15 protein-coding genes and 1 pseudogene are annotated in these 22,507 nt (G+C 66.1%); 9 read left to right on the top strand and 7 right to left on the bottom strand.

What is annotated here, in order from left to right; all coding sequences use genetic code 11:
* Window positions 1–323: 323 nt before the first annotated feature.
* A complete protein-coding gene (locus AB0C15_RS00850; protein ID WP_357347272.1) occupies window positions 324–1,529 on the bottom strand; it encodes a restriction endonuclease in 1,206 nt (401 codons plus the stop codon).
* Window positions 1,526–3,814 carry an AAA family ATPase gene (locus AB0C15_RS00845; protein ID WP_357347270.1) on the bottom strand — a complete coding sequence of 763 codons (2,289 nt, stop codon included), beginning with the start codon at window positions 3,812–3,814 and terminating at the stop codon, window positions 1,526–1,528. Before AB0C15_RS00845 ends, AB0C15_RS00850 begins: the two co-directional genes overlap by 4 nt.
* Before the next feature lie 693 nt (window positions 3,815–4,507).
* Between AB0C15_RS00845 and AB0C15_RS00840 the strand changes: the two genes are divergently transcribed.
* On the top strand, window positions 4,508–5,041 hold the full coding sequence (locus AB0C15_RS00840; RefSeq protein ID WP_357347268.1) for a hypothetical protein: 534 nt from the start codon (window positions 4,508–4,510) through the stop codon (window positions 5,039–5,041).
* Between the two features lie 628 nt (window positions 5,042–5,669).
* On the opposite strand, the gene AB0C15_RS00835 is transcribed toward AB0C15_RS00840, so the two are convergent.
* The 3 genes from AB0C15_RS00835 to AB0C15_RS00825 all read right to left on the bottom strand — a co-directional run bounded on the left by AB0C15_RS00835 (window position 5,670) and on the right by AB0C15_RS00825 (window position 8,608).
* On the bottom strand, window positions 5,670–6,602 hold the full coding sequence (locus AB0C15_RS00835) for a hypothetical protein (RefSeq protein ID WP_357347266.1): 933 nt from the start codon (window positions 6,600–6,602) through the stop codon (window positions 5,670–5,672).
* 651 nt (window positions 6,603–7,253) lie between these two features.
* Entirely contained in the window at window positions 7,254–8,285 is a 1,032-nt protein-coding gene (locus tag AB0C15_RS00830) for a hypothetical protein (protein WP_357347264.1), read from the bottom strand.
* A 47-nt stretch (window positions 8,286–8,332) separates the two neighbouring features.
* Entirely contained in the window at window positions 8,333–8,608 is a 276-nt protein-coding gene (locus AB0C15_RS00825; protein WP_357347262.1) for a hypothetical protein, read from the bottom strand.
* A 61-nt stretch (window positions 8,609–8,669) separates the two neighbouring features.
* Between AB0C15_RS00825 and AB0C15_RS00820 the strand changes: the two genes are divergently transcribed.
* Together AB0C15_RS00820 and AB0C15_RS00815 are read left to right on the top strand one after the other, a co-directional pair.
* Window positions 8,670–11,624 (top strand): ATP-binding protein, encoded by a 2,955-nt coding sequence (locus tag AB0C15_RS00820; protein ID WP_357347260.1) that lies wholly within the window; start codon window positions 8,670–8,672, stop codon window positions 11,622–11,624.
* The gene (locus tag AB0C15_RS00815; protein WP_357347258.1) at window positions 11,621–12,811 is read left to right on the top strand and encodes a response regulator; all 1,191 of its coding nucleotides are present in this window, start codon (window positions 11,621–11,623) and stop codon (window positions 12,809–12,811) included. Before AB0C15_RS00820 ends, AB0C15_RS00815 begins: the two co-directional genes overlap by 4 nt.
* Window positions 12,812–13,626: 815 nt before the next feature.
* On the opposite strand, the gene AB0C15_RS00810 is transcribed toward AB0C15_RS00815, so the two are convergent.
* Window positions 13,627–16,428: a hypothetical protein gene (locus AB0C15_RS00810; RefSeq protein ID WP_357347256.1), complete on the bottom strand. Its 2,802-nt coding sequence runs from the start codon at window positions 16,426–16,428 to the stop codon at window positions 13,627–13,629.
* A 408-nt stretch (window positions 16,429–16,836) separates the two neighbouring features.
* On the opposite strand from AB0C15_RS00810, the gene AB0C15_RS00805 reads away from it, so the two are divergent.
* The 5 genes and pseudogenes from AB0C15_RS00805 to AB0C15_RS00785 all read left to right on the top strand — a co-directional run bounded on the left by AB0C15_RS00805 (window position 16,837) and on the right by AB0C15_RS00785 (window position 20,766).
* Window positions 16,837–17,733 (top strand): hypothetical protein, encoded by an 897-nt coding sequence (locus tag AB0C15_RS00805; protein ID WP_357347254.1) that lies wholly within the window; start codon window positions 16,837–16,839, stop codon window positions 17,731–17,733.
* Window positions 17,734–17,738: 5 nt separating this feature from the next.
* Window positions 17,739–18,062, top strand: coding sequence for a hypothetical protein (locus tag AB0C15_RS00800; protein WP_357347252.1), 324 nt, complete (start codon window positions 17,739–17,741; stop codon window positions 18,060–18,062).
* Window positions 18,063–18,719: 657 nt separating this feature from the next.
* Window positions 18,720–18,959: pseudogene (locus AB0C15_RS00795) on the top strand (zinc-ribbon domain-containing protein); the annotation flags it as partial.
* A 45-nt stretch (window positions 18,960–19,004) separates the two neighbouring features.
* Entirely contained in the window at window positions 19,005–19,964 is a 960-nt protein-coding gene (locus tag AB0C15_RS00790) for a zinc-ribbon domain-containing protein (protein WP_357347882.1), read from the top strand.
* Window positions 19,965–20,499: 535 nt separating this feature from the next.
* Complete coding sequence (locus AB0C15_RS00785) at window positions 20,500–20,766, top strand: hypothetical protein (protein WP_357347250.1); 267 nt, start codon at window positions 20,500–20,502, stop codon at window positions 20,764–20,766.
* Between the two features lie 230 nt (window positions 20,767–20,996).
* Here AB0C15_RS00785 and AB0C15_RS00780 read toward each other — a convergent pair whose 3' ends face one another.
* Window positions 20,997–21,605, bottom strand: a complete 609-nt coding sequence (locus AB0C15_RS00780) for a hypothetical protein (protein WP_357347248.1) — start codon at window positions 21,603–21,605, stop codon at window positions 20,997–20,999.
* Between the two features lie 179 nt (window positions 21,606–21,784).
* On the opposite strand from AB0C15_RS00780, the gene AB0C15_RS00775 reads away from it, so the two are divergent.
* A complete protein-coding gene (locus AB0C15_RS00775) occupies window positions 21,785–22,330 on the top strand; it encodes a hypothetical protein (protein WP_357347246.1) in 546 nt (181 codons plus the stop codon).
* Window positions 22,331–22,507: the final 177 nt, after the last annotated feature.

Below are 22,507 nucleotides of genomic sequence, written 5' to 3'. Positions count from 1 at the left end.
GAAGCGGGCGGTGTGAACTATTCGGATGCGCCGAAGAGGTCAGCGGCTAGGAGACACGGGGCAAAGCGTTGCCCGTGAGATCGATGTTCCCGGTCATGGCACAGCTGTCGACGCCTCGACGCCGCGGAGAGGCATTCGCGAATTGAGCGGTTCCGACGCCGTATCGCCGCGGCCCAGGACGCTGGTCGCCGGACCTGTCCAGCCGGGACGCCGCCGGTTGACCACCTCGGTTCCCACAAGGCGTTCCTCACCCTTGACTGCACCATCATCTGCTGGTGCCGACTTCAAACGCTCAAGAGTTAGGAGCTCTTACACGCTGGTGATCATGCGGAGGCACCATCCTCGCGCATGGCGAGGTCGGCGAGATGATTAACGTCTTTGAGGAGTTGCTCAGGCGGTTGACGCAGGTTGAGTGGTCGGTAGTTGATGGTGGTGTTGGTGTTGCTGACATGCCATGTGGTGGCCGGTCCTGTGCCTTGGGCGTAAAGAATCCAACCGCTGCGCAGGTTCAGCGCAGTGCAGTACGCGAGCATCTGGTAGACGTCGGGGTTTTTCGGCTTCCCTGCCCCTGGCTCGATCTTGTACTTGGCGTCGAAGACGGCCACCGGTCGTCCGTCGATGATGTGCAGGACGTCGGGTTCGATCCGGATGCTCTGCCCTACGTCGAGCGTCCACCTGCCAGGTGTCTCGGTGTGGCCACTGTAGTTAGATAACGCCTCGCGAAGGGCCACGCCGATGAACGCTTCGAAGACCTTCTCCATGTTGACGACGAAGGCTGCGATGGCATAGCGGCCGGCGCCGGGGTCGGCCGAGCAGTGCTGAACAATCAGCTCGCTGAGGCGTAGCGCCGGGGCGTATCGGGCGTTGAGCCGGCTCGGGCGCCACACGGGCGGTGGAGCCCCTTGCGGTAGCACGCGTACCCCGGCCAGGCGAGCATCCAGTTCGGTCAGATCCGCCTGATCGGCGTCGCGAAGTCGCGGCACGGTCAGCATGCGTTGTACGGCGGTGCGCAGGAGCCGGTTCTCCGGGATGTCATTGCTGTAGTCGTCGTACCGCACGTCGATCGGTAACGGAAGACCGGGGCGTGCGGCCGCGTGGTCGCCGAACCGGATTCGTCCGCGTACGAGCGGCAGGGAGTCGTCGATGGTGGCGTACCCGTGTAGCGGGCCGGAGGCGAGGGCGCGACGGGCGTGGCGGATCAGTGATGTGGCCAGGGCAGGCCACAGCCCGGCAGCGGGGACGCCGGCCACGTCTTCCGGGCGGAATCCGGGGTTGGTCGCGTAGCCGAGGAAGAAGAGCATGTTGGCAAGGCCGACCTTCGGCGTCACTTCGACCTCGAGATTGCCGACACGGATAGCCCCGACCTTCCGGCCGGCCCTGATCTTCCATTGGCCGCCGACGGCAGGGCTCAGGGTAACGAGGTCCGCAGCACGCAGAGCGGCGACCTGATGGTCGTCCAGTGTCAGCACGACCGCTTTGGATCCGACTTCGGTGAGGACGACGGAACCGGGTGTGGTGCGGGTGTTCACGCCAGGCTCCCGGCGCCGTCGGCATTCTGGGCTGGCACGGTGATGTGCGCCGCGTCGGTGTCTTCGCCTGCCCGCCCGTTAGGGACCCCTTCTGTGGCGATAGCCGTGCGGATTGCGGACAGCCCGAACCGGCTGCGGACCGCTGCGCGCGATAGGCGTCCCGCGTAGTGCTCCTCGAGCAGGGGCAGGAGGTCGTGGTCCCAAATCCGTATCAGGCCGTCGACGTGCTGGGCGGTGGGGCGCATAAAGTAGGAAGGGCCGATCTTGAAGTCGTGGTCGGCGGTCCCGATCGCCGCGTTGAGGGCACCCAGCAGGGCGGGGCGTTCGTCATCGGCCTTGCCCTGCTTCTTCAGCCACGCGTGCAGCACCGACGAGACCGGTTCCTCGTCCGGGTGCAACTCGACGAATGCGAAGCGGCGGCGGATGGCGGCATCGACTAGCGCAATTGACCGGTCGGCGGTGTTCATCGTGCCGATGAGCAAGACGTTTGGCGGCAGGTTGAACGCCTCCGCCGGCGAGTACTGAAGGCGGACGGTGGCCTGCCGATATTCCAGGAGGAAGTACAGCTCTCCGAAGACCTTCGCGAGGTTGGCGCGGTTGATCTCGTCGATGACCAAGACGTGCGGCTTGCTCGGATTCTCCTTGGCTGCTGCGGCGATCTCCCGAAGCGGTCCGGGAACCTTGGCGAAGCCCACCGCCGTGCCGTCTGCGCCCTCCACGGGCCGGAAGCCTTCGAAGAAGTCCTCGTAGGCGTACGAGGGGTGGAACTGGACCAGACGGATCGCATCCCGTTCTGCGATGTGTCTGGCCACTGCCTGGGCGATGAACGTCTTGCCCGTCCCAGGTGGGCCGAAGAGGACGACTTGGGACCGCTCTTGCCACAGATCGAGCAGCTTCTGCAACCAGTTTTGTGGAAGGTTCAGGCGATCGGCGAGGTCGCTGCTAGCCGGCGGCAAGGTAGGCACGGTGTGCGAGGCTTGCCTGCCACGACTGTTGCCATCCGCCTCGACGCCGGCAGGCTCAACCACCTCCTCGATTAGACCCGTAAGCGCCTCCAGCGCACCGGTCAGGTCAACGACGACACCTTGTTGATCCAGCTCCGTTGGAAGGGGCGCGGGGAGGGTGTCCACCGGAACCGGGTCAATCGCCACCCACTGCACCGGTCTGATCAGCAGCAGGTCGTCTCCGTCGAGAACGTAGTCCGGTGCTCCATCGATCACGCCGAGGTGCAGCTCGTCGTTGATTACTGTCGCCACGATGTCCTCGACGTTCATCAGCGACAGGAACGCGTGGTACTCCGTGGCGAGCACGAGCCGCCCGGCGTAGTCCAGATGCCCGAACCCGGCATCCACGGCTGACCGCACAGCGGATCGCTCTGATCCCGCTGGCACCTGGCCGATGCGGGTGGCCGCCAGCGAGACGATTTGGTTGCTCTTCCACTGGTCGAGCACGTCTTCACTCGTCCGGGACCGGACGAGCCAGGCACGCCGGCCCTGCGGTGGCGGCTTCCACTGACTCGCGAACGGCGGCCGGTAGAAGTCGACTCGCTGCTCACCGACCTGCTTCTGCACCTGCGTGGTGATGTGGAAGAGGTCTTTGTTGAGGTCTTGCGTCGGCGCGACTGCGGCGCCCGGTGCGAACGCGTCGCGGATCGCCCGCTTATGGGCCACGTTGACGATTGGCAAGAAGTGCGTGGGGAACGCGAGGTAGAGCAGCGCCTCTCGCAACGAGGGCATCAGCTTCTTCTCGTACACAACCTCCTGCCACACCCAGGGGTCACTCAGAGCGAGAGCGCGCCGTTGCTCAGGTAACGCCCACCAAGCCAGGAGAAACTGGACCGCGTCAGCCAGCCACTTCCACAACATCGTGTGGGCGCCGGTCCCCCCGTTCCAGGTCCTTTGCTGGAAAGCGGCCAGGACCGGCTCCGGGATGGTCACAGGCTTACGCATCCAGGCCAGTACGGCCTCAACACGTCTGCGCTTGGTTACCGGGGTGAGGTTGCTCAGCGGCAGCGCCTGCAGGGTCAACAACTCCGCAACCAGCAGCTTGACCTCATCGGAGGCGTCGTCGAGCTGCCGTTGCAACTTGACCAGGAACGCATCGGAGCCCTCGTCCGGGCGCTCGTTGTAGGCACGGAACAACTCCCGCGCGGTCTCCTGTGCCCACGCCCGTCTGCCAGGGACAAGCAGCGAGCCACCCTGACCAAGCCCTAGATCGATGAGCCCGCGGCCGACCGACCGCACCACGTCGTCGTCTCGCGAGGGAACAATCGCACGGTCCTCCACGACTCACCCCAATCAGGTGCCGGTCACCCCAATCAGATGCCGGCTGTCAATACAGGGGCCAGCGGTAACGCCACCCCACCCCAAGCAACCTAATGACGTGGGTACCGCCCAGCAAGCGCCCAATCGGTCGAAAGGCCCTCCCTTCTCACAGGGTTGGCTCTCACTGGTCGAGCCGTCACAGGTAAAGCAGGCCGAGGCCGACGCGCGGGGCGACCGGCAACCGGCAGCCGTAGGTCTTTCTCCAGCGCTCAATCGAGTCACTGAAGGAGCACCGCGCCGGGGGGCATAGGAACGCGTCCAGCGGCACCAATGCAAGCCTTCGTGATCTGACTAGGCTGTTCGCCGCGGTTGCGTGCCCGGGTATGCCCCGTCCAGAGAGGGCAACGAGAGGCTGCGTCGCACGAGCAGGATCGCGGACCGCCGCTTGCGATCATGGCACCGTTGGGACGTACAACACTTCTATGCTTATTTCGGCAGAGCGAAGACGGGGCGACCTGTGGCGTCAGGCCTGGGCAGTCTCCCGGTCGAGTTCGTCCCTTCGGCGGTAGGTCGGCGATCGTGAGCTGGCACACCTGCAGCTGGCTGTTACCCAGCGGTGGCTTCCTGGACCACATTGGTCGCTTGGAAGCGCCGGCACGGACGCCTTATAACGGCAGATGAAGATGGCGTTCCACCGTGTCTTACGCTTCGCTCATGTCCGAGACCCTAGCCGCGATTGCCGTTGTCATCAGCCTCGTCGCCTTGGCCGTCGCGTGGTGGAACGGCAACTCAGCCCGCCGCTCAGCCGACGCGGCGGAAGGGTCACAGCACGCAGCTGACCGGTCGGCCGATGCTGCCTTGAGAGTGGCGGACGTGGAAAGCCAAAGACGACATGCTGAAGTGAGGCCACGCTACAAGATCGAGATTTTCCCCGGCGAAGACCCGATCTTCGAGTACTTCGTGTGGTTGACGCTTACCGAGCACGGCCCGGTGCAAGACCTGGTGGTGGAAGTCTTGTCGCCAGCAGAAGTAGAAATCTGCGGTCGTGCACCCGGCGACACTCGCCCCGAGCGTGAAGCGCACCTAGACGGGCTCTCCATCGGCGAAACCCGGCAGCTGCCACTAAGGCAAATCGACGACGTCGCCTACAGCAGGGTCAGGCTCCTTATTACATCCGTATCTGAACAATACGAGTCGCCTTGGATCCAGGTGGAGGACCTCACGATTCCGCGACCGTGGCACGATTGACGTCGCTGCGAGAACGACGCGGGCGCATGGGCACGCCAGGCCGCGCCAACCAGCGGTTCCTTACCTGCACCTGACGTCGGCCTCATACGGTCCGCTCTCCCAGCCAGCCTTCTGATTCGACCCGTCCGCGGTCCACCCGTCCGCGTAGACGCTGCAGGACCGGTACCGTAGCGAGGTGATTCCAGCCTGCCCCGAGTGCCACACGACGGGCGTCCCACCACTCTTCGGCCTCCCGGTCCCAGAAGCGCACGTTGCCGCTACCGACGGCGACCTTGCGCTCGGCGGGTGTCTCGTCCCCGAGGAACCGCCGCCGAACTGGCAGTGCACACACCGGCACCGATAGCTCGACGCCGATGAAAAGACGTGGCAAGACCAGCTCCGGGCCGTGCTACTCAAACACGGCTACATTGAGCCAGACGGCGACGCCTGAGCTGGAGGCCAGGACGACGGAGCCGCGGCCGAATCCGCCGCACCGCTTCTAGGTCGCCCTGCACGTCGTCGAACCACGCACTGGGCAACAGCGCCACGGCGCCGTTGTTTCCCGAATCAGCGCGAGCGGCAACTGAAGGTCGGCGTGAGCGTCATGGCGCCGAGGCTCCGAAGAGGAGCAACTATCAGTGATGGTCGCCTACCCCCAGCGGCGGCGTCGATAGACCGGGACTTCACGCACCGGCATCTCGGACCAGTGCAGCGGCCGGTCGACGACGGGTCGGGCGACGTAAGGGGTGATCCGCTCGCGTTCGTGTTCCTCGGCGAATCGTTCAGCCTGCATGGTTTCACCGGCGACGTCGAGAGCTTTGATGAGTTGCACGACGAGGAGGTCGAGGCGGTGGTTCTCCGCTTCAGCGGCCGTGAGGCGCTCGTGGGCTACGACGGCACGGTGGCCACACCATTGCCGCAGAAGTTCATGCTCGGGCCGAACATGCTCGCGATACCACCGATACTCCCATTCCGGACTGGACTTCTCGCCCTTGTGGATGGGATGCGGGCCACCGTGTTTGCACTTGTGCCGGGCTGCCGCCTCCTCCTCGATCACGTGCTCCAGGATGGTGTGTGAGTGGGCTCGGCAGGCGGCCTCCGCGATGATGACAGCGCCGGCGGGCGAGACGATCGTGGCGTCATCGGTGGTGAACCACTGAACCGTCGCGAGGATCTCCCCTACGGGCACCTGAAGGATGTCGGTCAGCTTCGCGCGATCCTTGATGATCGTTGCGTTTTCGACCGGACGCCAGTCCAGCTCTGCCACATCCTCAGGGATGAGGCCGGAGTAGACGGTGAGAACCGCGCTCCGCTCGACGGAGTCGAGCTCGAAGTCGTCGATGCGCTGCCAGTCCGCTTGCCGGGCGTCGTAGGCTTCCACGTCGACCCACCGGGCTTTCAGCCGGGCTGACGACACGGTTTGCAGACGACGGCCCTCGTCGTCGAGGAACTCCACCTCGATGCTCGCACTGGCCTTCTTCGGCGTGACAGCCTTGATGCGCACGCGTTCCGACGGCGCCGTGTCCCGAGACCGGTACGCCCAATCGTCGCCGACGACGTACTGCGATGCATCGAACGCCACTTCAACCGCCCTTCGGATGCTGCCCCTGCCATCTCACAGTGTGACCCGCTCGCGCAGCGCTCTGACATCAACTGATGGCCGACGATGACCAGATGGTGAGGGTCTCTGCCGAGGACGAAGCTCGTCGATGTAACCAACCGATGGATGACCTCGCGTTGAGTGGTTGGTGCTCAACGCCGGCTGCGGCGATGAACGGGGCTGATAGTGGCCGCGCTCGCCGGTCGGCTTGAGATTCAGCCACCTGGCGGCCGCGATGAGGTCGTGAACGCGCTGCTGGCTGAGGACTTCCTCATTGCTGCCGGGGGCCTACGGGTTCGCGGCAGCATATCGGGACTGTGTGACGCCGGGCTGCTGTGCCGGGCTGGAGGACTGGCGCGACTGGGCCCAGGTATTAACCGGCAATTCGCCGTGGCTGGGACACGACCCGAGGCGACCGGGGCATCAACCACAATCGCGCCGTCCGCCTCGGCGGGATACTCGGCAGGAGGTCGTCCCAGACGACCAGCGAGGATCCGTAGAGCTGCTCGCCTGGCCCCTCCGGCCGGGCGAATCACCAGACGTGCAGGTGAGCGCTGCCGTCGCCGATGCGGTAGACGTAGCGCGGATGCCCTGCTCCCGGCTGTCCGGCTTCGAGCCCTTCTCGTGCCTGTCTTACGCACTTTCGGTCTGTGCGCGTGGTCCCGGATGGTCGTCGACGGCACCACCGACCTCCGCGCCGACGGGGTCCGGTTGGGTCGGTACGGGAACGCCGGCTTCGTCGTAAAAGCCATTCGGTTCGTGCCGGCGAGCCGCAAGCGGCGGCATTGGCGGTGCCGCGAGGACAAGCGCCACGAGCAGCAGCGTGGCGAACACCAGCTCGACGAGGACCGCAGGCACCACGATCTGCGGACCGGGATCTTGCCACCAGTGATCGCCCACGCTCGCGATAACGCCGGCCAGTACCGGGGTCAGCAGGCCGTAGGCGAGCATCCCGTACACCACGAACGTCAGCGACCGAACGCGCGAGGTCCGCGTCTTGTTCTCTGCCACGTGCTGGCGCCGCGCGCGTCGCCGCCACCGGGCGAGGACCAGGACAGCGAGGCCCAACAGGACCGCCACCGGCACGGCCCATACGACCCACAGCCAGAGCATTCGAGGCGCGTCATCTGAGACAAGTCGCAGGTACCGGTCTGCCGTCATCGCCAGCAGCAGGCAGATCCCGACTGTCACGCCGTAGATCATCCCGGCCGCGATGCGCGGCAGGTTGACGACCGCCAGGTCCGGCTGGGCCAGTTCGGGCCGCGGGCCCGTGTTCGTCTGGCCTGTGCTGGCGTCTGCTGGATGCGGTTGCTTGGCGTGGGTGTCGAGATGGGCTGCCAGCAGCCAGCAGATGCTGGATACGACGCCGGCGGCGCCGACGCCGAGCATGCCGCTGGCAAACATTCCGTCGGTCCAGACCCGGGCGCATTCGCCGTCGTTTCCGCTGCCAGTGACGTGGCTAAAGAGGTAGCTGTCGAAGCCGAGCACGATGAAGGTCGGGCTCAGCACCGCCAGCGCCTGGGTGTATCGGCCACCCCGCATGGCGAACAGCATCACGATGCCAGTGAACACAAAACCGGCGAGGACGCCTGCGAACTGGGAGTTGGTGGAGGCCGAGGTAATGACGCTCCACCCATGGCTTGCGCACGCTTGGGCCGGATCCATACGGACAGGATCGGGAACAACCGCGATGGGGAGTAGGTGCCTGACCGCTACCTGACACCCCAACCGGTCGCGGCACACGGTGGTGGGGTGTACACCACCGTCGGAATGGCCACCGGTGTGGTGATCACCGATGCGGTCAGGGCGACATTCACCGGGGTCGTCGCGGCGCTGGAGGTGTACCGCTGGACTGCGGGGTAGGTGCTGTAGTTGACCTGGTTGTAGCTGAGCAGTCGGCTGGCAGTGGCTGCGGCCGAGAGTCTCCGGTCGACTGCTGTCTTACCTGAAGCCTCGCCATCGTCGATGCCCGGGTCCGTCGCACCCACCCCATCGAGCAGGCCCTCCGGTGGATTCCTCCGTCCGATCCAGGCTTGTAGCGTGCGTCCAATGAGCACCCCACACGACCGCTGGCCGGACACGGGAGCATCCCGCAGACGGTTCCCGATCGACCCAGCGCTGGAGGCGCTACGGCAATGCGGGGCACCTATCGGGGACAGCGGGTTTGTCGATGCGCTCGGGGTCGCTCTGATCCACAATTCGTATCTTTACGAAAACACCCGTCAGCTGCCGGGCGTCACGCGCGGCCTCCTCGACGCGCTCGCACGCCTCGGCGGCACCTTCCTTCAGCGACACGCAGCGGTCGAAGGGCTGGCTTGGGTACCCGGCGATAAGCCCGGCCCACTGAGTACAGAGATCGGCCACATCGCCTCGACATTGCCGGCGTGGGCAGCCCGGCAGTCATGGATCGCTGAGTCGACCGCGGTCGGGCATGGCCTCGTTGGCGAGCCGCTGCCGAACCGTGTGGTCGCCGACCTCTTCCGGCGCGTGGTCGGCCTGCTGTGTGTCCTCGACCTGTACGACTCGGCCACCCGCCTGGCTGGCGGACTGCTCTCCGACGCCCGCCGGACGGCGGTTGTGCACGACCCGGTCACCGTCTTGCAGGCGGCCGCGAGGGCCGCGCCGGTGACGTACGCCTATGAGCGCGAGGGTCCGGACCACCAGTCGACCTACCACGCCGTTGCGACGGATACTCGGGGCCGGCGCACCACAGGCACTGGCCGTAGCAAGAAGGCAGCGGCACACGAGGCTGCGCGCAAGTTCGTCCAGCGGTACTACCCGGCAGCGGCGGCCACGGTGACGGCAGTCCGGCCTGCCGGGCAGGCCCGCGAGATGCTCGGCTACCGCGATCACGCCTGGACGGTCGACCGGATCCAGCGAGCCTTCGCGCTCCCGCCGACCGCTCGGCCGCTGCTATCCCAGGCGTTGATCCACTCGTCCTGGACTTATGAGCACCAGTCCGAGACCGCCCGAGCCGGCCAGCGCAGCAACCAGCTGCTCGGGCTAGTCGGCTCACACGTGCTCGAGCACGAGTACAGCCTCGCGGTGGCCCGCCGGGCGGTCGTTGAGCGGCCTGACACTCTCCTTGTGGTCACTCTGCCCAACGACGCGTACGAGCGGGCCTGCCGGTGGGCCGACCTAACTAGCGGCCTGCTGCTCGGGGCCGGCCAAAGTATCCTGGGCACCTCACCCGAGATTACGGCGAACGTGTTTCAGGCCGTCATGGCCGCCGTTTACCTCAGCAAGCGGCGCCCAGCCACGCTCCAGTCGGAGTGGCCGCCCGCATGGCGGCCAGCCTGGCAAATGATCGCGCCGGGCCGCGCCCGGGACCTCGACGACACTACCCGCCTGCAGCGAGCCGCCAGCGGGTTGCGGCTGGACATCGCGTACGAATTCAAGTCGTCCGGGCCGAGCCATCAGGCCGTCTTCGTGGCCACCGCGATCTTGACCAGCCCGCTGCTCGGTGACTCGGTAGCCGTCACCGGCGAGGGCGCCTCCGGCAAGACCGCTGCGAAACACGAGGTCTCCCGACGCGTGCTGGATATTATCGCCAGTTCCGCTAGTGGGATCCCGGACGATGGCGGCCACGCGCTCAACCGGCTGGTCCTGGCGCAGCAGGCGTCGATTCTCGCCTCCAACAACCCGCCCGTCGCCGCTTGGGCGGCGTCCAAACAGTTCGGCCTGGATCTCATCCAGAGCCCGGAGGAGCTGCTGGAATGGGCCGACCGGACAGACCGGCACTTGCGAAAGCGGTCCAGTCCACAGCTGGTAGCTGGCCTTACCAACGCGTTCCGGCGGGCCCGGTACCTTGCCGACACGCGGGAACAGGCGATCGATGCTGAGCTGCTACAAACATTAGACGCGATCAGGGCCATCACCGAGCCGGCTGGGCTGGACCGGACGCTCACCGATCGCATTGTCCGGCTGTGCCAGCTCTTTCGGTGCATGGGCGCGGACGAGCCGGATACCGAATTGGTGCACCTGGTCGGCGAGTGGACCAGCTTTCACCGGGACCGATTGGCGCTCACCGGGCCGGTGCCAGCCGTAACGCTGACCGCCCGTGAGCGCGCCGTCCTAGACGCGGCGGCCAACATCATGCTCCGTTCAAAAGCCTTCGCGACCGCCATGGTGATCGGCGAGCGCCCGCTGCGCGTGCGCTTCACCGGCCCAACGAAGCCGGATCTCGCGCACGCCTGCGCACTGTGGTCCGCCGTCACCTGGTCAGGCGTCATGCGCCCGGTCCCAGGCGGAGTCGACGTGGAAATCGCCGGGCTAACTCTCCCGCTAAACCCCGGACCGGTCAGCCAAGCCGCATTCGCCGCGCTGCACCCTAGCCCTGACCCGTTCCGCCGACGGGTGGCTGACGTGCTACACGACATCAAGAACCACGCGAGCGCGTCCCGCCAGGCCTCCAGTGCGGTAGCGGCCACCCCAGCCGGCCACCACGAACAGCAGGCCGACGCGTACCGGCACCTAGAGCGGATGCAGCGCCTGGCCCTCAGCCTGACGGCCGTGACCTCGGTACCAGACGCCGCAGCCGACGGCGTCGTTGATCTGCGGCCGTTCCTCCGCCAGTACGCCCGCGACCTGCTGACCCGCCTGCCCGACCGGGTCGGGCTGGACACGCCGGCGACGGACACCGCCGCCCAAGCCGCCATTGACGAGCGCTCGCTCGGGCTGATCCTGGACAACCTGACTGCGAATGCAGTGGAGGCCATGGCCAGCGGCGGCCGCATCCGGATGGACTGGACCGTTGACGAGGAGACCGCGATCATTGAAGTCGCCGATAACGGCCCAGGCATCGGCGCAGACGTCGTCGCCGCATTGGACTCGGGTGCCAGGATCCGCACCACGAAACAGGGCGGCAGCGGCATCGGTCTGTTGTCGGTCGAGTCGCTCCTGCAGCGAGTCGGCGGGCAGCTCGCGTGGATTCAATCGCCTGTTGGAACGAAGTGGCACGTCCGGCTTCCGCTGACTTCCCCTACCGAGGGGACGGACGAATGATCCGACAGCTCGCCGACGTACACGTGCTGGTCGCCGACGACCAGCCGGACGTCGCCCGCACGCTTTGCCGCCCGGTCGAGCGGGCCGGCGCGCGCCTACACTTCGTCGACAACGGGACCGCCGCGTTAACGGCTGCCACCGGCAGGCCGTTCGACCTGATAATCGTGGACCTGAAGATGCCGCCGGAGGACTGGGGCGGCCTCTGGCTCCTCGAACGCCTGCAGGCGGAAGGCCTGCGCACCCCGGCGCTGGTGCTGTCAGGAGAGGGCTCGAAGCAGCAGACCGTCCGCGCCATGCGCCTCGGTGCCGCCGACTGGGTCGACAAGGATGACGCCAGCACCGAGCTGCTCGACCGTTGCGCCGAAGTGCACGTCAAATGGCAGGCCCAAGCCCTAGAGGAGGCGATCGGAGGGTTTCCCGCGCCGTTGGCGGCCCACTTCGCTCGGTACTGGCGTGCCACTGACGTGGATCGGCAGGTCAATGCCGGCCTCGCGGCGCTGGAGGCGGTGCTGCGCTTCGCGGCCATGGTTGGGCTGGCCACCACACCGCCGGCGCCCTTGGCAGGAGTGACGGCAGCGCAGCTCGCCCGGCCCAGCATGGGAACTTGGCTGACGGTGTGCACGCGGCTGCTGACCCTGGCCAGCCCCGGTAGCGAGTTCACCCGCCTACTCGCCTGCCTCATCCCCAGCGGCGGCGCCCAGCGCGTGCAGGATCTGGTCAATCTGCGCAACGGCATCGCCCACGGCCGTACGACATCCACTGCCGCCCACGCCGACCATCTCGACGGGCTGCTTCGACGGTTCGCGGCCCGGACCGCCGCGTTCTGGCGCGCCGACATCGGGGTAGCGACGACGATGACATACGACGGGATGCTGTTCCACGCGGAGTTCGACCGGCTCCGCGGAACAAGCGGCCCGTTCGCACATACCGTGGCAACGACCGATCCCACCATCACCGGCCAAGTGTTCCTGCTGCCACACGCCGGGGCACCGGTGACGCTGTCCCCATGGCTCGTCGCCGAACGCGCGCCAAGCTCCGGTGCGTACCACTGCTTCCAGTTCGACGGCTCGGACACACGCCCCAACACCAAATCGCCGCTACGGTACGCGAACGCGGGCGACCCGTCCGACCCACCCCCGCCTCCCTCCACTGCGACCTGGCGTGCGGCCGAACCATGGGTGCAGTAAGTGCCGGATCCTGCCGGTGGCTGGCGCCCGAGTCGACGCGTTGATGACGCCTTCGGGCTCGCCGAAGAGGCCACCGTTCAGGAAGCCCTTCTCAGTAGTTCGCCAGTGGGATCTGGGTCTCAGCTCGCGAGATCTCTACCGACGCCACCGCGACGACAGCCAGAGCCGCGCATCGATGCGGGCTGACCTCGTGATTGGCTCCGGCAGGCCTCAGTTCAACGGCCGGCACCAGCCAGTCGGGAGACTAGAAGCCTGACCTCTTCGGTATCCACTGGGAGGTCACGCCGCACCGCTCCACCGCATCACCGCAGGTCAAAGCCCTCGCCTCTGTCCGGCGTCGGCGAGCACTTCGGTCGCGGAGACCACTTCGCCAACCTGCACCCAATCTGCTCCCAGTTGCAAGGTCAGGCCAACCAACGGCTCCTTACCGCCTTGACCTGCGCACACTCCCCTATTAGGCGACATAGAGCGTTGTCGACTACGTCGCAGAACCGCTGAGCACTCCGCGGGAACCAGGACGCCGCACCGACTCTGACCTGCGGCAACGCGGAGCCGCAGGTGGGAACAGGTGCAGTTGAGCGCCGTTGTGCGCCGATGGATGCAGTTCAACGCCGTTCAGGACACGCGGCTGCTCCCACCCTGCTCCCCCACTCCCGGCCCGTGGCCGCGGCGTCGGCCAGACGCGGCCGGGAGCCGCAAGGTCACCCTCGCCGGTTTATGAGGTATACCGGTTCGGAGCCCATGAGTCGCGAAACGAACGACGGGCGCGCACTATGCTCACCGCGTTCTTCTCAGAACTTTTCTCCGCCACCGCGTCACGGTTGGGCAGAAGTAGCAGGGGCGCCAATGCGCTGACCAGGGCTGATCACCCGTTCAACTTGGCGTTGGGCAGAGGCGGGACGAGTCTGCGGCATTCGACGAGGCCCACGGCTGATCGTTGCCTGGATGAGTTCGGCTCGGGTGAAGGTCCACATGACGATTGGTAGCGCTGTAGGAATATCGGGGTCCTTCGGCAAGGATCTGATTATGCGGCTGACCAACAGTCGCGCGAAGTCGGCGAGACCTCGCCGGTGACCGCTGCTCGCGCAGGCCTCGCAGTCGATCAAGCCCCGGGTGATGGGGCTGGCCCCGAAGCAGTCGGTGCAACGCTGCAGCGTGCCGGCCGCGTGTGAGGCGAGCGCGTCGGCCAGCGTGTGTGGGCCGGTACCGGAATAACCCCAGGTGAACAGGCCTCGGGCACCTGCTTCCTGGTCCCGCAGCAAGATCCTCTCCTCGTCGGGGTACTGGATGACGATTAAGCTGCTGCCTTCGGTGTCGGCTACGCCGTGGTAAGTCCAGTTCTGGAAATGGGGAGTTCGAGCAGCCTCGGCGAGCACGCTGAGCAGGTGGCGGCCGCCCTCGTTGGCGGGCGGTATCACCGGCGCCGGGACGCTTTCGGTCTGCGCCCAGACGGTGATCGTGTCGACGAGGCGCCGTAGATGGGCGCTGATGGACCTTGGCCGTGGGACGTCGTCAAGGCGGTTCCACTCGTCGTCGCACGAGGGGTCGTCAGACTCGGGCCATTCGCCTTCATCGTGGTCGTCGAGTTCCGCCAGTTGGTCCGTCAGGTAGGCGGCGAGCTTGCTGGCTGGTGCGTTGTCCCCGTCCGCTCGTGCTACTACCGCGTCGGCCCAGAGCGTCAGCAGGAGCGCGGTTGGATAGGTCGGATCGGACACTGCGAGATGGGAGCCGAGTTCCTCGATGGCCTTCTCATAGAGGGAAGGAAGGAGGCGACCGGGCTTGATTCGGTCCGATTGACGTGTGCGAGCGTCGGGGAGCCAGTTCGCAGCGCGCAGCTCGGATTGCCATTCTGCGGTGGCCAAGACGAACTCGAACCCGAACGCCTGCCACGGAAGCATGCGCAGCAGGCTTGCGGCGCCGTCCGTGTCCGCTTCCTGTGCCGGTAGCGCCCGGCGCAGGTCATCCGACTCGCGGATCAGTCCCGAGATGATGAGGGCACCGCGTTCCACGACGGCCGCCGAGCTGCTGTGGCGGGTGGTTCGGTTGACGAACGTGTAGATCGCTTCGGTGTATGAGCGGGTTGCTACGTCATCGCCAGCGATTGCCGCGGCTGCGGCAAGACCGAGTAGGCGACGACCGGTCAGCAGCGCCCGCCGGTCATAGCCGGCCTCGAACGCCTCGGTCGCCAGGTCGCACAAGGTGGCGGCGGTCATCGATGCCGGACTGGGGCGGCGCGCCAGGTGGGCGATACGCCAGCCGGTACGGTCCGTCGGTACCTGGGGGGTGGTTTCAGCGCGGATGAGTTTTGCAGCGACAGTCTCCAGGTGGGTTTCGATGGCGTCGCATCGTGAGTACCGGTGGCCGGTGAAAAGGCGGCGACCTAGCCGGCCGAGACGCTCGATGTCTGCGGTGAAGCCGCTCGCCTCATGATGTCCGCCGGACCAGCCGGTTGACGACGGCGTGGGTGAGGCGAGGACGGCGATCAGTCGGTCGACGATGGCTTCCAGCAGCTCGTATCCCTGGTCGCCATGAGACGTAGCCTCTCGGCTGAGGGGTTGCTCGCGGGCCCAGTCGGGGCTGAGGTCATTGAGCAGTTCGTTGAGGTCCGCGACGTTCACTGGCTGACGCGCGAGTTCTCTGACGCGCTCGAACGCGGGCCGGTCAAGGTCTGGCTGCGCGGGTGGGATGACCGTTGGCCGAGGAATGGCAAACCGGGAGCGCGAGGTCGGTGCCGTGGTGTGCGTGGGCTGCGGGTCGACGGATGAGGGTGGTAGGTCCACCACCGTGAGCACCCGCTGTAACGGAGTCACCTCGGCGAGGCGGGCGCTGACGGCGTCCACGACGGCATCGAGGGCTTCTGCGGCTATTTGGTGCCGGCCTGAAGCGCGGTTTTGCACCGCGAGGTCGAACAGAACATCGACGACCGCGTCGTTGATTGAGCGAGACCTGCTCATATGCACACCGAAGGCGGCGATGGCCGCGATCGCTGCCCGATGGTCCGGTGTCACCTCGCGGCTGAGGTCTGCGCCGACCTCGCGTAACGCCTGCGCGACGTCGTCGACGTCCGCGCCAGTCTGAGCCTTTGCGGTCAGGGCGACGACCCAGGTCACGGCGGCAAGCCGGTGCTCGCGAACCGGCAGGCGAGGGCTTCCGACCAGGTCGCCGAGTACGGCGACGCGCCGCACGAGTCTCTGACGTCCTCCCGTCCAGCGACCGCGCGGCCGTAGAACACTCGTGGACACGTGGTGGACGAGCCATTCCGGTGTGGCGTGACGAGCGCCGTTCCAGGTCACCCAGGCGACGATGACGATCGACGCGATGAAGCAGGTAAAGGCAATCCGTGTCGTGAGAGGGCTCGGGTTGACGGCCAAGCCCAGCGGCACGCAGACCCCGACTATTGCTGCGATGACGACCCATACCGCCATCTGCCGGTCCGCGAGGACTCGGACGGTGCGCCACGAGAACTGGGACAGCGCCTGAATCGCGACCACGAGCACGGCGGGTACTACGACCAGCAGCGCCGCCGTGATCGCCGCGACCGCAGCGATCGCGGTCGCCTCATAGGAGCCGGCGTCGGTTCCGGCAAACACCGGCATGAACCACACGACAAGCAGCACTGTGCACAGTGCTGCTGTCACAGCAGCTGCGGACCGTGCTCGCCTCCACCGCCGGCGACGATCCTGAGGTGATGACGTCACGCCATGATTATCGACTGCCGCTGCCAGTACCTCCGGTTTCGCAGTCCGCAGCGCGGCGATCAAACCGTGGTCCTTCGGATCTGCAGCCAGCACCAACGGTTGGCCATCCAGTTAGGCAGGGCGACCGGAGTAGGCCGGGGATCCCCGAACTGCTGCGGTGCGAGGCTCGGCCTGCATGTTCGCGCCCCGACCATGTCGGGCGCAGGACAGTCTCACCTTGCGTGCACCTCGCGCTGCGAACCCTCCCGCCCGACAGACCAGCAGTGTGACCCAGTTCACTAAAGTAGGGTCAGGGGAAATCAGCTCGAGAGTGCCTAATCCCCAGACATGTCTTTCGCCGCGTATAACACCGCCGTGGAACCGAAGGGTAGGGCGGGTCTGATGTCGCCTCGCCGTTGGAGTCCTCACGACCCTATCGCTGACCTCCTGGAAGCGATCGAGCACGAGTACGAGCTCGACTCGCCCGAGCGCCGGCGTGCTGAGGCGCGCCTCACCGACGCCCGCCTGGCGGAGCAGGTCCGTTTCGAAGCCGGCCTCTCCGAGTACGTCCGCACAGAGATCCGCCCCGGCCACAAGTGGGACGGCGTGGCCTACCACGAACTATTCGATGATCTCTGGACCTACGCGCTACCGGTAATCAAAGCGTTCCTGCGGACCAACCAGCTGCGGCGTGTCCTCAAACGCTTCGCTCCGGAGCGCGGAGTCTCGATGCTTCCTGAGGACATGTTCCTGCTGGCCAACTCCGAGGCGGCTCGCGACGAACTGGCGTTGGACATCATCAGCAGAGCAGTGAAGGACTTCCGCAAGCGAGCCATCGGCCAGGGCAAGTGGAAACCGTGGGTGCGAGGAGCATCCCTGCGTACTTACTTCATCGGCGCGTGCGCCTATGAGTTTCCCCGGGCCTACAAAACCTGGTCCAAGCAGCACATGGGTCAGCTGGAACGGCTCGCGGTGACCGAAGAGATCGACTTCGACCAGGTGGGCGCTCGGCTTACGGCCAGCATCGCCGACCTCGCAGTCCTCCGCGTAGACCTGCAGCGGGTGATCAACACGGCGCAGCCGATGACCAAGCTGATCCTCGGGATGATCGCAGCCGGCAAGACCCAGATCCAGATCGCCGCCGAACTGAATCTGACGGTCAAGGCGGTTGAAGGCCGGCTCAGCAGTTTCCGCAAGCGCGTGCAGTCTGCTCCCGACTACAAAATCACCGTGGGGGCATCATGAGGAGCGTGCTCGGTGGACTCGGCTTCACCAGTGTCTTGTCGTTTTTCGGCAACATGGTGGGCGTGCCTTGGGGTGCGCTACTCGCGGTCGCCATCCTCATCATCATCAGCACCACGGTGATCGCACTGGTTCAGCTCCTGGTGCCGCAGGAGTCGCAGCACAAGCTTCAGATGTGGGACACCGTGATCAAATACCGGGCCCGGCGCCGTACCCGAGCTGAGGCAACGGCGCTGACCGCGCCGCCCCGAGGCGTGACGCCAACACCTGTCATACCTCGGAGCCGCAGGAGCAAAGCAAGTCCGCAGCGTGCTCGGCACCATCCACCGTGATGAGCGGTCCGGGCCGGCGCCACCGATATGCCAGCCCACTCTCCAAGGCGCCGGAGCCTATCTGGTTCAACCTCTATCCCAGATGGGCTCCGGCGTACTCGCTGAGCACCCCTGCAAGTCTATCTTTGGTCAAGACCTTTTCAGATCCACACAGGACGCCACACCGACTCTGACCTACGACAAAGCGGAGCCGCAGGCAGGGGTGGGTGCAGTTGCACGCCGTTGGGTGCCGTTCGGTGCAGTTGAAGGCCGTTCAGCGCACCCGGTTGCTCCCAACCCGCTCCCCCAATCCCGAGCTCGTGACCGGGCTGTTGCCGGAAGGCTGACACGGACGGTCCGCAGGGGCGTTCAGCAACGGTTGGTGACTGCTGGACCAAGCGGCCCTTGCGGACGCCGACGCCTGGCCAGCGACCGCTAGCCTCAGGCGTTCCCGACCTGCCCCTGCGGCCTGGCCGTCACCGGCCGCGCTCACGGATGCCGCGCCTTATCGGCGGCAGATGTGGGCAGCTGATCAACTGACTTCGTCTCGCTGCCTGGGCCATTGACGCACTGCCGTAAGGTCAGCGCCGGTCAGTTCCACCGTCACGGTCGGTGGCTGTGCTCCTCACCGAGGTCGCCGGCGCTCACGGCACACCTGCTGAGTAGAGAGCACCTTCAATGATTGAGACTGCTGTGGTGGGACGGACTGACGCGGACCGGCGCCGCCGGCAGCCGCTGGAGGAGACACACCCAGACGCTGGCGAGCACTGGATCGCAGATGCGAACCACCCCGAGACGCCGGCAACTGTGACGGCCAAATCACGGCGCGCCTTCTGGTGGATCTGCGGCTCCGGGCACAACTTTGAGGCACCCGTCTACGTCGTCGCCGCGAGGGACGGAAGCATCTCCACAAGCTCGTGCCCACAGTGCCGGGATGCTTGGGATGCAGAGTTTGAACGGCTCATGACCCTGCGCTTGGTTGACCTGCCCGAGGTAGTCGCGGCCTGGCGCGATGAGCAGCCCATCGAAGACCTCACCCTGCGTGACCGCGGAATGTGGAAGCTCGAGTGTCCCAATGGGCATAAGCCCAGAATGAGCGCATATCTCTACTACACGCAGGGGTGCCAGCACTGCCGGGCTGGAAGGGCCGAACCGCTCACCACGGCGTTCCCGGAGCTGGCGGCACAATGGCATCCAGCCAAGAACAGGCTTACGCCTGACCAGGTGGGCGAGACCTCTCGGCGGCGTATCTGGTGGATCTCCCCGTGTTGCGGGCATGAGTGGGAGGAGTCACCGCGAGACCGCATCCTGCAGCCCGCGCTGCGCTGCCCACTTTGCGAAACCATTCTGCGTAGCCTGGCGTACCGCGATCCCGACCTGGCCGCACAATGGCATCCTGCTAACACCCTCAGCGCCTATCACGTGAAGCCGTTCTCCTCGACCACCGTGCGATGGGTTTGCCCCGCTGACGCGAGTCACGAGTGGGCGGCCCCGGTGATGGTTCGATCTTCTGGTACGGGGTGCCCGACGTGCTCGACAGCCGGCACGTCAGCGATCGAGACCGCGCTCGCCGAGGCTATGAAGACGCTGATCCCCACGACACGGCAAGATGGCCGAATCGCGCGATCGGGCGGCGGGCCGGCCTGGCGGGTTGATGTGCTCGCCGTCGTAGCCGAGCGACCTCTGGCTATTGAGTACGACGGAGAGTACTGGCATCGAGACAAGGCCGCCCTGGATCTCGAGAAAACGGTCGACCTACTGACCTCTGGGCATCTCGTCGTCCGTGTCCGCGAAAACGACCTACCCGACCTACCCATCGATCATCCACATCTACTCCAGACCCGACATCGGCCGCAGTTCGAGACGGTGTCGCCGCTGGCAGCCAGCATCGTCAACTGGGCTCGGTCGACACTGGCCCGGTAGCTGGTCCGGAAGTTGAAGATCAGCGATCAGACAATCGACAACTGGCGCCGACAAGACCTGATCGATACCCGGAGCACCGTCGGGACCGGGTCGGGTCTACCCGCCGCTCGCCGCGAGGCCACGATGGCCCGTGGACGAGGGGATAGCCGGAAGATTATCGGATCTGACGTGAGCCTCGCGGACCTGGTGACCGGCGCGGCCAGTAAGGGCTTCGGCGGCTTGGACGCGCAGGTGGAAGTCCACCTAATCGGGTGGGTGGTTGGGTTACGGGTGGGAGGGCTGGGCCGTGGGTATCGCGTAGCGCGAGTCGCCGGAAGAGCTTTTCGAGCTGCTATGTCGACACGGCCTCACTCCGGACTGGTTCGATAACGTCGAGGCGGCGTGGAAGGCGTTCCGCGAGTTTCTTGCCCAGCCGGTCGACGGCTTGGAGCCAGGGCCGGACAGCGACGCCGATGGCTTCATTGTTCAGTAGGGCCGGTACAGCTGGCGCGACCGGCTTCCCAGTCTGAGCTTCACCCGACAGTTCGCCGTCGACGTGCGGGGGACCTGGACCGAGACCGACTGGTACAAGCCAGAAATCTGGCAGCTGAGCCTGGACCTGGCGTTCCCGGACGCACCCGCGCTCGCCCATCTCGACGGGTTCAACGTCCAGGACACCGGGTTCGACTTCAGTCCACCGGGCCCGGAGCGAGACCGTGCGATTGGTGAAGCGGAGTGGGAGATGCAGCGCCACCCCACGTTGCGAGCACTGTGGGCGAACACCCCCGCGCACAGCGCCGTCACGCTGAACCGCGCCGACTAATCACCCGATCACGCCAGCCGCACCCGGCTACGGACGCCAGTGGGTCACCTCCGGCTCCCGAGTGTGGAGCCGGCCGCCATCCGCCGACCGATCGCGAGCTGCCGGTCGAGTACCTTGATTGGCACCAGCGCTGGCTCCCGCAGCCGCATCGGTCGATCGGGAAGCACGCCCACAATCGCCGCGCCTGGTCAGCGGCATGACCAACCTCCCTGGACAGCACACCTAGGACGTCAATCAATAGGACAACCAGCGATCTCCCAAGCGAACACACGGCCGCGCTGGTGGACAGGGTGAACCAGGCGGTCGTAGGTAGCCGTGTGGCGATCGCCCAGGTCGACCCTTCGATGGGCCAGCGCTTCGAATGCCACGACGGCTGGGTCCATCTCCCACCCGTCGTAGTCGTACCCAAAGATCAACACAGCTTTCCGCCCTGGAAGTGCCGAACTCGCCAGCTTGTCGCAGTCGGTGAGTGCGCTCCGGTGCTTGGGGTAAGGCGACAACACACGCGTGAGCATGTTGTCGTTCGGCTTTCCGTTGTCGCCAAACAGCCGCAGCATCTTGGCTTCGATCGCCCAATCCCACGCCGAAGGCGACCCCAGGCACCAGTCACAGCGTTGCCGGCTGGCACCAGGGTAAGGAACATCAAGGCAGTATTCCTGGTAGGCGGGGTCCAGGGCGACGAGTTCCTCGGCGACGAGCCGGATCGTGTGCTGCTCAGTGTGGGGGCCAATGCCCGGCTGGTATGCCCGCCCTGTGGAGCTGACGGCCTGGGGGCGTCGGGCGTCGGTCTCTCGTAGGGCAGTTGCGAAGTCCGCAACCAGCTGCGGCAAATTGATCATCAGGGAATGATGCCACTCCTCAGGCTGCTCTCCACCGCAAGCGAGAATCGCACTCTAAGCGATGTCTCGTTCTAGCTGCGGCGCCGCCAGGGCTACGATCACCCGTGAAGTTAGTGAACTCGGAGTTGGGTGAGTCCGCAGCCTTGGGGGCTGCCTTCCCAGGTCGTCTCGCTGATGACGTGCAGAAGGCATTGGCAGTCCTACCGTCGGCGCCGCACCCGCCGACGTCGCCGTTCCGTGTGCTGGTCGATGGCGAGCCGGTCCTGATTCCATACCGGATCTACTCCGACGAGCCGTCTGTTGCCGCAGAGGCGGCGCTGTCTGCCACCCAGCGGGCGGTGCTGGATTGCCTGTACACCCGACACCACGATGGGCGGGTACGGCAGCGGCGGCTAGAGAGGGTGGTCGGCTTGATCCAACCGTGGGTGGCGCCGTTCCTGGTGCAGTTGGTGGGCGAATACGTGGACGAGATTCTGCTGGTCATTCGGCGAGTACTCACGCCGGAGGTGGTTGTTCCAAACAGTCCGACGGACTCCGTCTACGGGCGATTTGCCGCCGAGAACCCGGCGTTCGTGGCGCTCACCGGCCAGCGGGTTGCCAGCTACTGGGACTGTTACCACCGTCGACGTTACCCCACGATGATCGACTACCCCGGGCACGCCATCATGGCAGCGCTGCGGGCGGCGGCAAAGCGGCACGACGTCTCGGACGGTGATGCACGTTAGCCGACGCGCCCCACCGCGATGTCGCACGCAGTCGTCACCAACGATGATCGCGTGCGGGTGATCGCGGCATCGCGTCCGGAGTGGATCTATCTGTTCACTGGGCTTCGGCGGCCCCGCGCTGGCTGCCTCCCAGTGGGCCCGGGCGGCGGTAGAAGCGCGACCGTGCAGGCATATCAG

It is taken from the genome of Micromonospora sp. NPDC048835 (assembly GCF_040649995.1).
Classification (GTDB): domain Bacteria; phylum Actinomycetota; class Actinomycetes; order Mycobacteriales; family Micromonosporaceae; genus Micromonospora.
This window is presented reverse-complemented; position numbering and strand designations above follow the sequence as displayed.